This is a genomic window from Sphingomonas sp. CFBP9019 (assembly GCF_034045155.1).
Classification (GTDB): domain Bacteria; phylum Pseudomonadota; class Alphaproteobacteria; order Sphingomonadales; family Sphingomonadaceae; genus Sphingomonas; species Sphingomonas aerolata.
Genome location: NZ_JAXCWK010000002.1, coordinates 825706 through 840733 on the forward strand (window position 1 = coordinate 825706; position 15028 = coordinate 840733).

Sequence of the window (15028 nt, forward strand, 5' to 3'; positions counted from 1 at the left end):
GTGATAGTCAGCAAGGCGGCGGGAAATATCGCGTCGTCCGGGCTTTATTCAGGCTAGGGCGATATTGCCCGTGCGACGCAGGACGCGATCGCTATAGGGACGCTATGCAAAGCCTTTCAAAGACAAAGACGAACGCCCCCTGGTTCGGCACGATGCTGAGCGGTGCCGCGGTGGTGGCCCTGTTGCTCCCGGTCGACGCCGTTTCGGCCCGAGCGCCGCAGGAGCAGCTGGTGCCGCCGCAACTGTTCCAGACCCAGCCGCAAAGGCCTGTCTCCCCATCGAACCCGCCGGCCAGCCAGCCTGCGCTTCCGGCCCAAGCGATGACGCCGCGCATGGCGGTGCCGCCAGTGGTGCCTACCGTTCGCATGCCGGTGCTGTCCGTTGCCCAGGTCAAACAGCTGCAGAAGCTGCTTGCGTCGGACTCGATGGGGCAGGGGCTTGCCCTCGCGCGGCCGGCGCTGGTGCTCGACGTCGACAACGACACATTGGTCCGCGAAGCGCTCGACCATGCCCGCGCGGTGCATGCTGGGCGTTTGTCCGAGGCAGACTTCCAGCGTGACTGGGGCATGCGCCCGCCCGCCTTCGATCCGCTGCCGGGCTTTGCCGATGCGGTGAAGCGTGACCGGATCGCCGCGTGGTTCGCCGCGTTGCCGCCGCCCTATTCAGGGTATGACGGGCTCAAGGCCGGGCTCGAGCGCTATCGCGCGATCGCGGCGGCGGGCGGTTGGTCGGTGCTGGCGAGTGGGCCGGACATGACGATCGGCGCGACGGGCCCACGCGTGACCGCGCTGCGCCAGCGCCTCGCGGTCGAGGACAAGGACGTATCGGCCGGCGGCGACCGGTTCGACGCCGCGCTGCTCGAGGGGGTACGTCGCGCGCAGCGGCGCTACGGGCTCAACCCGAGCGGGATCGTGTCGGGGCAGACGCTGGGCGCGCTGAACGTCTCGGCGACCGATCGCGTCCGCCAGATCATGGCGAACATGGAACGCTGGCGCTGGCTGCCGCAGGAACTGCCCAAGGATCGCATTCAGGTGAATATCGCCGCCGCGGTCCTGACGGTATTCGACGGCGACCGGCCGATCACGTCGATGCGCGCGGTCACCGGGCGACCGGGTGACGAGACGCCGATGCTGACCTCGACGATTCACAGCGTCGTGATCAATCCGCCCTGGAACGTCCCGACCTCGATCGCGACACGCGAGCTCTGGCCGAAGGAAAAGGCCAATCCGGGATACCTGAAGCGCAACGGCTTCAAGGTGATCGGCGGCACGCGGCTGCAGCAGGCCGCTGGTACGCAGAGCGCGCTGGGGCGGTACAAGTTCGATTTCGACAATCCCTATTCGGTGTATCTGCACGACACCCCGTCACGCGCGAAGTTTGCGAGCTTCAGCCGTCTGGCGAGTCATGGGTGCGTCCGGCTCGAAAAGCCCGCCGAGCTTGCCAACCTCCTGCTGGCGGGTGATCCGCAATGGACCCCCGAGACGGTCGCGGCGACGGTCGATAAGGGCGCTACGGTGCGGGCGCGGCTTAGCAAGCCCGTATCGGTCTATCTCCTCTATTGGACGGCATTCGCCAGTGGTAACGGCCAGATGAACTTCCGCGCGGATCCCTATAGCTGGGATTCGACACTGGCCTCCAAGATCGAGGCACGGTCGGCGGCGCAGGCGATGGCAGCACGATGAGGGACATGACCATGACGACGAAGGCATATGCGATCCGCTTCGCGCTCGGCGCGAGCCTGTTGGCGACCGCGCTCGGCGGCTGTTCCCCGTCCGAGCCGGACACCGCACCCGTGACCGAAAACAGCGCGTATGAGGACGAGGCCCCCGCCGAGGCCGAGGCGCCGGCGGTGGTCGAGGAAGCGCCTGCGCCCGCCCCTGCAGAGGTGAAAGCCGAGGCCCCGCCCGCTCCGGAAATCGGGCCGGACGTTCAGATGCAGGACGATGCCGATGCGACCGGCATGACTGCGCGCGTCCGCCGCGACGGCAGCATCGCGAGCGAACCCGCCGATGACGTGCCCGCCACGAACGAGATGGAGCCGCAGTGAGGCCGATGCCGACCGGCGCCTATCAGCGCCGTATCCCGGCCGTGCTGGCGGCGCTGGCCACGCTGGTTCTGCCCATGTCGTCTGCGGTATCGACGGCGTCGCCCGCCGGCGTGGCGAGCCGCGCCGCGCCGGTTCCGCTGGCGGCGATTCCCGGGACGGCAATGGCGGTTCCGGCTTTGGCGGAACCGGTGCTCGCCGCGCCATCGCCGGCGGCGGCGCGGACGGTGTCGGCCATCCTGATCGATGCGCGCGATGGCCGGGTATTATATGCGCAAGGGGCCAATCTGGTCCGTCGACCCGCGTCGCTGACCAAGATGATGACGTTGTTCCTGGCGTTCGACGCGCTCGACGCGAACAAGCTGCAGCTGTCCGACACCGTCAAATTCTCGCGGGCCGCGGCGAACCAGCCGCCGTCACGGCTCGGTCTGCGACCCGGTGCCGGGCTGACCGTCGGCGAAGCCATCCGGGCGATCGCGGTGAGTTCGGCCAATGACGTGGCGGTAGCGCTTTCCGAAAAACTGGGTGGCAGCGAAGCCGGCTTCGCGCGGCGGATGACCGCAAAGGCGCGGACGCTCGGCATGCGGCGGACGTCGTTCACCAACGTCACCGGATTGCCCGGCGCCAATCTCACGACCGCGACCGACATGGCCATGTTGTCCAAGGCACTGATCGACCAGCATGCGGATCGCTATGCCTATTTCAGCACCCGGTCGTTTCGCTGGGCTGGACGGCAGTTGCAGAACCACAATCACATGCTCGGCGCCTTTGACGGGCTCGACGGCATCAAGACCGGCTATACGGTCGAGGCGGGGTTCAATCTGGCGGCATCGGCCAAGCGCGGCAACCGCCGACTGATCGCCGTCGTCCTGGGAGAGCGAACCGCGCGCTCACGCGATCGGCTCGTCGCACAGATTCTCGAGCGCGGGTTCAACGGCGGCGAGGGCGCCCCGAGCTAATCTGTTGCGGCTCAAGCCAGGGCACCCCGTACGCCACGGCGCACGGGGTGCCTGATTGGCGCGGGGGCGTCAGGTGCGTTCGATCAACTCGATCTCGGCCTCGACCTCGATCTCTTCATCTTCGCCGCCGTGCGTGCCGTCATCCTCTGGGATGATCAGGTCGACGGTCCAGTCATAGACCTTCTCGCGGTTTTCGCCCTGTACCCAGACGCGCACAGCGCCCTTGGTGATTTCTCCACCCATCTGCCCGACGAAGTCGGAGATGAGCGTCTCGGCGGCATCCTCGTGATCGGTCGCGCCGGAGATGCACGCGGACTGCATCTCCTCTTCGAAGTCGATCAACTGTGCCCAATATTGTTTCGCCATGTGTCGGTCCTGTTCGTGGGGCGCTGCGTGCGCCGGGGTCAGCGTGCGATACCGCCCGCCGGGGTCGAGACCGGAGCGATTTGCCCCGACGCGGGCAGCAAGGCCAGCGCCGTCTTGTAGCAATCCTCGATATGCGCGTTGCCGACCAGCTTCATCGCCCCGAAGCTGATCGTGGCGGCAAAGGCTGAACCGACGAACGGTACATATTTGGCAAGCGATCCCGCCGCGACCCGCGCACCGACGCGCCGCAGCAGCGCCGCTACGACCCGCTTGGTGACCATGCGCCCGATCACGTTATTGCCCATGCTCGACGCCATCACCAGAACCTGCTGCGCGAGATGCGGCTCGAGCTTTTGCACCTGCTCGTGATCGAGCTGGAACATTTCGCTGATCTTCGGCAGCAGGGTCGTCAACAGGCCGACATCCGCGACCAGGTCGACGCCCGGAATCGGTACGACTGCGGCGCCCGCCGACATCAAGGATCGCCGGGTGACAAGCGACCGGCTTTCGGCGCGGACCCGCTCCAGATCTTCGAGCCGTGTAATCATCGATGTCGATCTTTCCAAATGGTTGAATTGCGGCGCGATACCACACGCTTTGAAACTGCGCGACGTCGCCTGTTCGCTGCCGGATGCAGGCTGCCGTGCCGGGCCGGTGCGGAGATATAACCAACTTGGCATATTCAATTGACCGGTTGAGGTGGATGTCGGACTATAGGATCGCATTTGGGGCCGTCGGCACGCACGACTGACGGGGCGGTGCGCGAAGTCACATCGACGCGCGCCTCGACGTTCCGGGGAGGGAGCAAGCCGTGGATTTCTCGGATTTCGAGCCGCATGCCGGTGGCGGGGTGACTGCGGAGGAACGCGCGGTGCGGCTCGGCCCAAGCCTGTCGGGCACCAATCTCGAACGGGCCGGCGACTATAACCAGCGCGTCGTGCTTCAGGTGATCCGTCGAAACCCGGACATCACCCGGACCGAGATCGCGACGATGACCAACCTCACCGCGCCAACGATCGCGAATATCACCGGGCGCCTGTTCGAGGCCGATCTCATCGTCGATGCCGGGCGCCGCAAGGGCGGACGCGGCCAGCCGGCGGTGCGATTGCGGATCAACCCCGATGGATGCTTTGCGATCGGGCTGAACATCGACCGTGATCACGTCACGCTCGTATCGCTCGATCTGGCGGGGCAGGTCCGGTCCCGGTTCACACAGCAGATCGCGTTCGCGATGCCCGACGACATCATTGGTATCGTCGGCAAGGAGATCGCGGAAATCCGGCGATCGGACGTGCTGCGCGCCGATCGCATCCTCGGCGTCGGCGTGGCACTGCCCGACGATCTGGGGCAGGTGGCGTTGCCGCATCGTCCGGCGGGCTATGAATGCTGGGGTGCTGTCGACCTCCAGGCGCTGCTCGCCGGTGTCGTTCCCTGGTCGGTCCATATCGATAATGACGCGGCGGCGGCGGCGATCGGCGAGGCGCAGTTCGGTGGCGGGCTCGACCATGCGAGCTTCTTCTACATTCTGGTCAGCGCAGGGCTTGGGGGCGGGGTCGTCATCGACGGATCCTATTATCGCGGCGCCGACGCCCGCAGCGGGGAGCTCGGCTTTCTGCCGCTGGCGGGCATGCCGGGACAGGTGCTTCAGGACGTGGTGTCCTTGTCCGCGCTCGCCGCGCGGCTTGAACAGGCTGGCTTGACCACGCCGTTCGACCCGGCGCTGGACGTTGCCGAACAGTTCGGCGCGACACTTGATGCATGGGTCGACGAGTGCGCGAGCGCGCTCGTGCCCGCGTTGACCGCCGTCAACTGCCTGATCAATCCGGCCGCGGTGCTGATCGGCGGACGCCTGCCCGATACGGTGCTAGACCGACTGGCGTCGGAAACGACGCGCAAGCTGATCGCGGCGGCGCCGACGATCCCGGCGCGTGCACCGATCCGGCGCGCCACACTATCGCGCGATGCGCCCGCCGTGGGCGCTGCGATCCTGCCGTTTCTCGACCGGATCCTGCCGTCGGACGCCATCCTGATTAAGGGCTGATTGTTAAAGCAAATTGACTTTATCTTTCTCGCGGGCAGGGTGCCTCCAAACCAAAGTCAGAGAGAGATGCAGTGATCCAGATCGGTATCGATGTCGGCGGCACGAAGATCGAGGCAGCGGCCCTTGACGCCGACGGCCAGTTCCTCGCCCGCGTGCGCAGCCCGAACCCGGGAAATTACGACGACGCCATCGGGACGATCGGCGAGCTGATCGCTCGCGCCGAGAGCGAGGCGGGCGCCATGGGCTCGATCGGGGTCGGTACGCCCGGATCGATCAGTCCGCGCGACGGGCTGATGCGCAACTCGAACGCCACCTTCCTCAACGGCCGCGCCTTTCGCGAGGATCTGGAGACTGCGCTGGGCCGTCAGGTCCGGATGGCCAATGACGCGAATTGCATGGCACTGTCCGAAGCGGTCGATGGTGCGGCAGCGGGAGCGCGGTCCGCCTTTGCGGTGATCGTCGGGACCGGCGTCGGAGGCGGGCTGGTCGTCGACGGGCACATCGTCGAGGGCGCGAACGGCATGGGCGGCGAATGGGGCCATGTCCCGCTTCCGTGGATGACCGCGGCGGAATATCCCGGTCCGTCATGCTGGTGCGGACAAAACGGGTGTCTCGACATGCTGATATCGGGGACCGGTTTCCGGCAGGACCATGCCGCGCGGTCGGGGAAGATGCTCGACGGCGCCGCGATCGTCGAGGCCGCGCGACACGGCGAAGCCGACGCGGTCGCATCGCTCGACACCTATGTCGATCGGCTCGGACGCGCGCTGGCGATGATCGCCAATATCGTCGACCCGGACGTCTTCGTGTTCGGCGGCGGCATGTCGAATGTCGAGGCGATCTACGCCCGGCTTCCCGCGGTGATCGATCGCTACAGCTTCGGTGGCGACTGGAAGGGGCAGGTGGTGCCGGCCCGTTGGGGTGATTCCTCGGGCGTGCGCGGCGCAGCGCGGTTGTGGCCGCGCTGAGCCTCCTGCGTCGGAGCCCGCGAGGCGCCTAGCCGGCTGACCGGCGGTGGGCCGTCATCCGGCTAGGGTGCGGTTAAATAGAGCGATGACCGCGTTCAGCGTCTGGGCGAACAGGGCGGGATCATAGCGTGGTCCCTCGTCACGCAAAAACGCGTGCTGGCCGTTGACCTCTAGCCAGCCATAAGTGGCACCGACCGCCTCCAGTCGCGCGCGGATCGTCTCGCGCGCGGCAAACGGGACATGCGGGTCCTGCCGCCCCCAGATGAACAGCGTTTCCGCCTTCAGCTCTGCCATGCGCGCCAGACTATCATCCTGCTTGCCCGCACCGAGCGTTCCGCCGTGGATGTCGGTCGCGTAGAAGCATGCAGCCGCTGCAACGCGGGGATCGAGTGCGGCGCGATAGGCGAGATGTCCCCCCAGGCAGACGCCCATCGTCGCAAGCCGCCCGGTACAGGCGGGGTGCGCAGCAAGGCCGTCGAGCGCGGCGACCGCATCCTCGTCAAAGGCGGGAACCGGTTTCGTGACCTTCAGCGCGTTGCCGCGATCGGTGCCGGCCGCGTCGTAGCGCAGCACCGTCCCGGGTTGCTCATACTCATGATAGACCTCGGGCACCGCGACACAGAAGCCGTGACCGGCGACATAGGCAGCAAGCCGGCGGATCGGGTCCGTGACCTGGTAGATCTCCGAGAACAGCAGAACGCCGGGATAGCGTCCCTCGACCGCGGGGCGGAACAGGTGCGTGCGCATGACGCCGCCTGGTGACGGCATGGCATCATCCGAAGGAGTACGGCTGGCGATTCGAGGGATATCGATGAATTCGTCGTTGCGGATGATCATGAGGTAACGGGCTATCCTGCGGGGGAATGGGGGATGGTCAGCACGCTTTGTGCGCCGACCGGATCGGCGCTTCTGACGTCGAAGCTGCCACCGAGCTGTCGCGCTAGCGTGTTGGCGATCTTCAGGCCGAGGCTCGTCGAGCCGCGCGTGTCGAATCCCTCGGGCAGTCCGGCGCCGTCGTCGGTCACGCAGAGCTGCAACCCGGTGGCGGTCTGGACGAGATCGACCCGGATGCTGCCATGATCGCGTCCCACCAGCCCATGCTCGATCGCGTTGGCGATCGCCTCCGCCATGATCAGCGCAACGGGGATCAGCGCGTCGGGGGGTAACATGACGCCGGGCGGTGCGGAAACCGAGTGGACGATACCCGGATTGCCACCCGCCTCGATCACGTCGGCAGTCAGTTGATGGAGGAACTGGTCAAGCGCGATCAGCGATCCGCTGGTATCGTAAAGCTGACGCTGGATCCGGCCGATCAGCGTGATCTTGGTCGCTGCATTGTCGAGTGCAAGAGCCGCGGCAGGGTCGGCGATACCGCGCTTTTGCAACGCGAGGACGGCCCCGATCATCTGGAGATTATTCGATACGCGGTGCTGCAATTCGCGGAACAGCACCTCGGTTCGATCAGCCAGCAGCCCGCTGCGCAGCGCAAGGTCGGCGTTGCGTTCGCGCTCGTCGCGCAGCCGGTGATTGGCCTGCTGCATCCAGTGGACCAGCGCGATGTCGACGGCAGCGACTGCGGCATAGAAGAGCAGTGCTACCGCGGTATCGACGCCGAGTGTGAACCCTTGGCGTGGCGCGATGAAATAATACCAGGCCAGCACACCGCACAACAGTGCAGCCGCTGAACCGGGACCGCGCCCGAGCAGGAAGGACGAGATGATGACCGCCGGGAAGAAGGTCAAAAACGGAAAGCCAGGCGGCAGCAGGTGATCGACGCCGATCCGGATTGCGCAGGCAGCGATGGAGAGGGCGACCGCAACGCCGTACGCGATGGCGCGGCGATCCCATAGCAGCGGCAGACGTTCGAGGAAACGGAGTGGGGTGGCGGTCACACGAGTGTCGTAACAGCGTAGCCCGCCGCTTCCAAATCTTGGATGCGGCGGGTGACACTCTGCGCGGCGATCAACGGGGTTTGACGAACTTGAGCGTCATCCGGTCGCTTTCGCCGATCGCGGCATAGCGCGCGCGGTCGACATCGCCCTCGGCGTAATTGGGCGGCAGGGTCCACACGCCCTTGGGATAGTCATGCGTATCCTTCGGGTTCGCATTGACCGCACTCTCGCCTGCCAGCTTGAATCCTGCCTTGGTGGCATAGGCGATGACCGACGACCGCTTCATATAGCCGCTCTTGCCTTCCTCGATCTTGCCCGACGCTTCGGGCAGATGGTGTTCGACAAGGCCAAGCGTGCCGCCGGGCTTGAGCATCGCGAACATCTGGTCGAACGCGGCCTGGGTCTGATCGGCGGCCCCGAACCGCCAGTTGTGCACGTTGCGGAAGGTCAGCACGACGTCCGCCGAGCCTGCGGGAACGGTCGGCTGGCCGGCGACTGCCGGGAACATGGCATAGCGCAGCGCGCGATAGGCTTCGGGCATCGCCTGGCGCTTGGCCCGGACAGCTGCGAGACCCTTCTCGCTCGGCGCAGCGGCATAAAGCGTGCCGCGGGCCGCGAGATAGGGCGCAAGGATCTCGGTATACCAGCCGCCGCTGGGCCAGATCTCGACGACCGTGTCACCAGGCTTCACACCGAAAAACGCCAGCGTCTGGGCGGGGTGGCGGAAAGCGTCGCGCGCGATCGTCGCGGGCGTTCGCGTCCCGGCTTTGGTCGCCGCGACGAGAGCGGCGCTCGGCGCGGGATCGGGTGCGGCATACGCCGCTGTGGCGGCCGACAGGCCGGCAGCGATAACCAAGGCAAGGCGCGTCATAGGACCTCCAGTCAGAAGCCAGCAACATAGCGCCCTAATCTGACGGGCCGCAACCCGCCTACAGTCTCGGTTTCCCCTGACCATTTGCGAGAGCTCGCAGCGGCCAGCAGATAAGGTTTGAAGTAAAGATGCGCCGGGCCGACGAGGCTTTCGCCGGCCCGGCCTCGACATCAGTCCGCGCGGGGCTGAGCCGGCGTGAACCCGCCATCCTCGTCCATCACGCGCAGAATGCCGTCGTCGATCGCAAACACCGCGCCGCGGATCTCGAGATCACCAGCGGCCTCTGCATCGCGGACGAACGGGAAGGTCCGCAGATTCTCGATCGAAGTCCGCACGGCAGCCTGCTCCATCGCCTCGCGAGCCTCTTCCGACTTCAGGTCGGCATGATCCTTGGCGACGGACTCGCGTGCGCCATCGAGCAGATGCACCCAGTCACTGATGAAGCCACCCTGGCCGCGCTCTGCCTTGTCGAACGTGCCTGCGAGCGCCGCCTTGCAGCCGCCGCACTGGCCATGGCCGAGTACGACGATCTCGCCGACCTTGAGCTGCGTGACCGCAAATTCCACCGCGGCAGAAACGCCGTGATAGCCGCCGCCCGTCTCGAACGGCGGAACGAGGTTGGCGACGTTGCGGACGACGAACATCTCACCAGGCAACGTGTCGAAGATCTGCGCGGGTTCGACCCGGCTGTCCGAACAGGCGATCACCATGACGCGCGGTTCCTGTCCGACTTTCAATTTCTCCCAACGGTCATGCTGGCGGCGCCAGTCGGACGTCCGAAACCGCTGGTATCCATCTACAAGATCGGCAAAATCAGTCATTGTGTATCGTCTCCCGGGATACGGCCAAAACGGCCAATTTCAGAAACCCCTTGTCATGCGAGCGGTTCCCCGGGAAGCCCGCAACACTGCCGATCCTGCGATAGGGCGAGCGATCTGCCCCGCGAGTGGCGCAGGTACGGGGGAATCGTAGGCACGCCCCCCGCACGGAGGAATTGCGCGACCATGGGGTTGGTCAGGCCCTATGCCATGGGCAGGGGCTCCGGCGCCATGGACAGGGCGCTGCCGCGCGCAGCATTGCGCTACGAGGATATTTTGCGCTCGCCTAATCAGCGCTTTCGCTGGGGCTGGTAGCGACACCCGCCGCGCACAAACCGCATGGCTCAGTGGACGCCGCAAACATCCTATATTGGTACGGAGTGTTGCCCTTATTCGGGGTTCGCCAACGGATGCCTCGCGAGCCTAAGAGAGTATTAGATCCGCTGCGGTCGATCTTGGCGTCAGCTGCCGGGGTCATGATGCGCTAGCGCCTGTCAGTAAGCGTGGGCAAGTCCCTCGACGGGCAAAGGAATGTGTCTTCGGCTCGCGACTGACACCATCTTCCGAAACGTGGAGTACCTTGGCAAATTGATGCGCTGACGCGTCTTGCCTTGTCGAACGGACTTGGCCCGGGTCTCGCTGGCGTCAGGTCCGCAGCCACGGGGCAACCGCCGGACTGGAATGCGTTCCTCCCAGAATTGGTAATAAAAAGGTAATTTTCGCATTAGATTCGGAAAATGAATTTGATATAGGTAGCGGCGCCTAGACATCGACCTGGCTACCAAAAGAATACCGGGCGATTCGCGGGATTTACGGGTGCAGGCATGGGCTGCATCGGGATGGCGCGATGGCGCCTATGAAAAGGGGCTTTGACCAATGGTTTTTCCTAAGCAGATGTTGCTCGCATCCACCGGCGTGGTCGCCAGCGCGATCGCCGGGCTGATCGCGCCTGCGGGCGCACAGACCGCGCCGTCTTCGGCCCCCCCAGCCGCCGCCGAGCAGCCCGTATCCGCTCAGACCCCCCCCACGCAGGCCGCCCCCTCGGGGGACGCGGACAGCGACATCGTCGTCACCGGTATCCGCGGCAGCCTGCGCAGCGCGATCGCGGTCAAGCGCGAGGCCAATGCCGTGGTCGACGTGATCAGCGCCGAAGCGATCGGCAAGTTTCCTGACCGCAACGTCGCCGAATCGCTGTCGCACATCCCCGGCGTGAGCATCGATCGGCGCTTCGGCGAGGGCGAGAAGGTCGCCATCCTTGGTACCGATCCCGCGCTCAACCGGATGCTGCTCGACGGTCATGCGCTCGCATCGGCGGATTGGGGCGGCAACGACAATGACCCTTCGAGCCGCACCTTCAACTATTCGTTGCTCGCGCCCGAACTCGTCGACCGGCTGGAGGTGTACAAGTCGCCCGAGCCGCGGATCGAGGAGGGTAGCCTTGGCGGCACCGTCATCGTCCGCACCCGCCGGCCGCTCGAGCTCAAGGCCAATTCGATTTTCGCGTCGGGCGGCTATTCGTACAACGACCGTTCGGACAAGGGCAATGTCCGCGGCTCGGGGCTGTACAGCTGGAAGAATGATGCGGAGACGTTCGGTGTGCTGGTCGCCGCGACCTATGACAAGCAGAGCCTGACGCGCGCCGGCGTGGAATTCTTCGGCTATGACAATGCCGCGGCGAATGCGGACGGCACCTATAACAGCCCGTTCGTCAACCGCGCGCAGGACGGCACGCTCAGCCTGAAGAGCCCGGGTGCGACCATCACCGGCGGAACAATTGCGGATCTCTACAAGGCCGCTTCGCCGTTCGGCATCAACTATGCCTATTTCCAGCAGACGCGCGAGCGCAAGAGCGTGTCCGGCACCGTTCAGTACCGCCCCAGCTCGGAGCTGACGCTGACGCTCAACGGCCTGCACATCAACGGCAATTACGACAATTACAGCCAGTCGATGTACACCATTCCCGGGGCCTGGACGGGCAACGTGCTGCAGTCGGCCAATATCAGCAACGGGGTCGTCAACGCCGCGACCTTCGGTGCCGCGACGAGCCAGAGTGCGCAGCTCGACACGCTCGTCCGCAAGACCAAGCTGACCACCGACAATCTCAACCTGTTTGCGGATTGGGAAGGCGATGACGGCGCCAAGGTGTCGTTCGCGGGTGGCTGGAGCCGGGCGAGGGGCGGGCGCAATCCCGAATATCTGTTCAACGTGCAGACCAGACTGCCATTCAGCTATGCCTTCACCAACGATACGGCGACGGTCAATTTCACCGGCGATCCGACCAACCCTGCAAACTACTTCACCAACCCGAACAACAATCCGGCACAGATCGAGGGCAGCCCGGTGCTGGTCGGCGGCACGCAGCTGAACGCGGCGCAGATCGGCGGGCTCGATTACAGCGTGACGACCGATCGCGACATCTTCGGCGGCTATGATGCGACGATCCCGGTGTCGTTCGGGCCGTTCACGCAACTGATGCTCGGCGCACGCGTCACCGACCATGTCAACCGCATCGACGGTCGCGGCATCAACACCTATCTCACCACGTCGCAGCTTGCATCGCAGCTCAACGTGCCGACCGCGTCGACTCCGGACGGCACATTCAGCGGCAGCGGCGGGTTGGGCAACGCGACGCAGTATCTGAACCTGTCCGAACAGTCGGTGATCGATATCCTGGCGAATGCGATCAATTCGCCGCTGATCCGCAAGATCGGCGCGTCGACCCGGGTCAAGGAAACCGTCGCGGCGAGCTATGCGCAGCTCAATTTCGAGCAGAGCGGCTTTCGCGGCAATATCGGTGGCCGGCTGGTCTATACCAAGGACGTTTCGGACTATGCGCTGACGCTGTCGACCGCGGCCAACCCCAACCCCGTGCCGACCCCGACGACGACATCGACCGACTATCTGAAGTTCCTGCCGAGCTTCAATATCGCCTATGAGGCGAGTTCGTCGCTCATCTTCCGCGGTGCGGTCGCCAAGGTGATCTCGCGGCCACGCTATCAGGATCTGGCGGCATCGATCTCGCAAAACGATACGACGCGCGATGCGGGTGGCGGCAATCCCAATCTGAAGCCGTATGAGTCGACCAATTACGAGCTGACCGCGGAATTCTACCCGCGTCCGGGCAGCCTGCTCGCGGTCGAGGCCTTCCGTCGCGACATCAGCAACTACATCATCACGACCCGGACCGAGGGGGTGACGCTGTTCAATTCGCTGACCGGGCGGCTGGAGAACAATTACAGCGTTTCGCAGCCGATCAACGGTGGTAAGGCGAAGGTGAACGGCATACTCGTGTCCGGGCAGAGCGAGATATGGGGCGGGTTCGGGCTCCAGGCGAATTATACTTATCAGGACAGCACGACCTCCTCGACCGACGCGTCGGGTGCCGATCTCAACCTTCCCTATCTGTCGAAGCACACCGTCAACGTGATCCCCTATTTCGAAAGCGGACCGTTCCAGGCGCGGTTGAGCTACAATTACCGGACGAAATATTTCCGCACGATTGGCCGTCTCGGCTCGCGCGAAATGGTCGCCGCGTATAACCAGCTTGATCTGTCGGCAGGGTTCAACCTGACCAAGCAGGTCACGCTGTCGCTCAACGCGCAGAACCTGCTCGACGAGACCTATCGCCAGTATAACGCGACGCCCGATCGGCCCACGGCTTTCTACAAGAACGGGCGGACCTATGTCGCGTCGCTGTCCTTCCGCCTGTAGGTCTGGCGGCCGTTAAATAGGCCGCGTCGAGTCTCGCTCGCCCGGAGACCGCCTGTCTGCAGACGGCTCTGTGGCGAGCGGGCGTTCATGGCTTAACGGGGTGGCGTGGCGCGCCGGAGCGGCAACCCCGCCTTTGCTGGACCTCTATGAAGAAGCCGACCGCCACCCGGGTCGCTATTTAGCCAAGGGCCGCACGATCGCCGGACGTGCCAGGCTCTTTGGACAGTTGGAGATAGGCGGGGTCGAACGCGGCCAGATCGACCAGCGCCGGCCAGTCGTGGATCGTCAGGCGTCGGGCCTCGAGCGACAGCAAGCCGTCACGGCGCAGCTCTTGAAGCGCACGATTGGTGTGGATGGACGTCAGCGCACAGGCATCCCCCAGATGAAACTGGGTCAACGGCAGCGCACAGCTGCCGTCCTGCACCAGCCCAACCCGGTCCATTCGCAGATATAGCTCGCACAACAGATGTGCGATTCGCTGTTTGGCACTGCGTTGCCCGACATTGAGCGTCCAGGCGCGCTGGATCGCGGCGGCGGTCAGCGATTCCCACCACAGGGCCTGCGTCAGGGGCGGGTGGTCGATGGCAAGCACGGCTAGCATCGGGGCATCGACCACCGCAACGCGTGCAGGGGTGATCGCGGCGATCGTCTGGTCCATCCCCGCCAGCAGGAAGACGTCGAAGTCACAGACATCGCCCGGGAGATAAAAGGCGACGATCCGACGGCGCCCATCGACGAGCATCGTGTAGCGGCACGCCCAGCCGTCAAGCAGGACATGGATCCCGCTTGGCTGCATCCCCCGGTCGAGCAACACCGTCCGACCGGAAATCGGCCCGGCCTTGGCCGCAAGCAACGTGTTAAGCGCGACCTCCTCCGCAGTCGACAGGGGATGCCGGTCGCGCAGCTTCTGGACGAGCTTGTCCGCCGCGGGACTCCGCGTCGCAAAAGACGTGCGTGGGCCTGAGGTGCTGCCGGGGCGATGTTCGGATAAGACGCTGGTCATCAAGCAGGAACGAGAACGCCTCTGCGGTGGATGACCGGGGAAGGGTGTGATGCGCTCGGCTCACCGTTCGAATCGCTCGACTTATGGAATATCCTGATCCCGCTCAGTGGCAACGCAGCTGGATCGCGTCGTTCCTGCGGCCGGGATCGTACGATTATCGCCAACCCTGTTCCGCGCCGTTGGGGGCGCAAAACGCTCCAAGGCGCAAAAATTGCCATAAAAGTGAAATTTGCGTTTGACGGGATTGGGGAGTGGGCCTAGAGGGGTGTCACCGCAGCGAACGGCCACACGGTCTGGTTGCTGCGGTCGCAAACAACCAGATGCTCCAAGCCTTCCGCGAGGGAGGTTATGCGAG

Annotated in this window: 13 protein-coding genes; 6 read left to right on the top strand and 7 right to left on the bottom strand. The window is 65.0% G+C overall.

Going from position 1 to position 15028, the window contains the following annotated elements:
* Nucleotides 1–104 precede the first annotated feature (104 nt).
* Genes SOM18_RS07955 through SOM18_RS07965 form a run of 3 tightly spaced genes read left to right on the top strand, consistent with a single transcriptional unit; the run spans nt 105 to nt 3003 of the window.
* Nucleotides 105–1682: a L,D-transpeptidase family protein gene (locus SOM18_RS07955; protein WP_320481509.1), complete on the top strand. Its 1578-nt coding sequence runs from the start codon at nt 105–107 to the stop codon at nt 1680–1682.
* Between the two features lie 11 nt (nt 1683–1693).
* Entirely contained in the window at nt 1694–2047 is a 354-nt protein-coding gene (locus SOM18_RS07960; RefSeq protein WP_084215397.1) for a hypothetical protein, read from the top strand.
* Between the two features lie 5 nt (nt 2048–2052).
* On the top strand, nt 2053–3003 hold the full coding sequence (locus SOM18_RS07965) for a D-alanyl-D-alanine carboxypeptidase family protein (RefSeq protein WP_244649069.1): 951 nt from the start codon (nt 2053–2055) through the stop codon (nt 3001–3003).
* Nucleotides 3004–3072: 69 nt separating this feature from the next.
* Here SOM18_RS07965 and SOM18_RS07970 read toward each other — a convergent pair whose 3' ends face one another.
* Nucleotides 3073–3369 carry a hypothetical protein gene (locus tag SOM18_RS07970; protein WP_031393817.1) on the bottom strand — a complete coding sequence of 99 codons (297 nt, stop codon included), beginning with the start codon at nt 3367–3369 and terminating at the stop codon, nt 3073–3075.
* A 38-nt stretch (nt 3370–3407) separates the two neighbouring features.
* On the bottom strand, nt 3408–3917 hold the full coding sequence (locus tag SOM18_RS07975) for a DUF697 domain-containing protein (protein WP_052149412.1): 510 nt from the start codon (nt 3915–3917) through the stop codon (nt 3408–3410).
* A 263-nt stretch (nt 3918–4180) separates the two neighbouring features.
* Between SOM18_RS07975 and SOM18_RS07980 the strand changes: the two genes are divergently transcribed.
* The gene (locus tag SOM18_RS07980) at nt 4181–5410 is read left to right on the top strand and encodes an ROK family transcriptional regulator (protein ID WP_042466987.1); all 1230 of its coding nucleotides are present in this window, start codon (nt 4181–4183) and stop codon (nt 5408–5410) included.
* Nucleotides 5411–5481: 71 nt separating this feature from the next.
* On the top strand, nt 5482–6378 hold the full coding sequence (locus tag SOM18_RS07985; protein WP_031440373.1) for an ROK family protein: 897 nt from the start codon (nt 5482–5484) through the stop codon (nt 6376–6378).
* A gap of 54 nt (nt 6379–6432) precedes the next feature.
* Here the strand turns inward: SOM18_RS07985 and SOM18_RS07990 are convergent, their stop codons facing one another.
* The 4 genes from SOM18_RS07990 to SOM18_RS08005 form a co-directional block, all read right to left on the bottom strand.
* A complete protein-coding gene (locus tag SOM18_RS07990) occupies nt 6433–7125 on the bottom strand; it encodes a dienelactone hydrolase family protein (protein ID WP_320481510.1) in 693 nt (230 codons plus the stop codon).
* Nucleotides 7126–7226: 101 nt separating this feature from the next.
* Nucleotides 7227–8270: a sensor histidine kinase gene (locus SOM18_RS07995; protein ID WP_320481511.1), complete on the bottom strand. Its 1044-nt coding sequence runs from the start codon at nt 8268–8270 to the stop codon at nt 7227–7229.
* Between the two features lie 70 nt (nt 8271–8340).
* Nucleotides 8341–9141 (bottom strand): class I SAM-dependent methyltransferase, encoded by an 801-nt coding sequence (locus tag SOM18_RS08000; protein WP_159512524.1) that lies wholly within the window; start codon nt 9139–9141, stop codon nt 8341–8343.
* A gap of 170 nt (nt 9142–9311) precedes the next feature.
* Nucleotides 9312–9962, bottom strand: coding sequence for a carbonic anhydrase (locus SOM18_RS08005; RefSeq protein ID WP_031394264.1), 651 nt, complete (start codon nt 9960–9962; stop codon nt 9312–9314).
* An 873-nt stretch (nt 9963–10835) separates the two neighbouring features.
* Between SOM18_RS08005 and SOM18_RS08010 the strand changes: the two genes are divergently transcribed.
* Nucleotides 10836–13670, top strand: coding sequence for a TonB-dependent receptor (locus SOM18_RS08010; protein ID WP_235188345.1), 2835 nt, complete (start codon nt 10836–10838; stop codon nt 13668–13670).
* Nucleotides 13671–13848: 178 nt separating this feature from the next.
* Here the strand turns inward: SOM18_RS08010 and SOM18_RS08015 are convergent, their stop codons facing one another.
* A complete protein-coding gene (locus SOM18_RS08015) occupies nt 13849–14673 on the bottom strand; it encodes a Crp/Fnr family transcriptional regulator (protein ID WP_052149411.1) in 825 nt (274 codons plus the stop codon).
* Between the last annotated feature and the right edge of the window lie 355 nt (nt 14674–15028).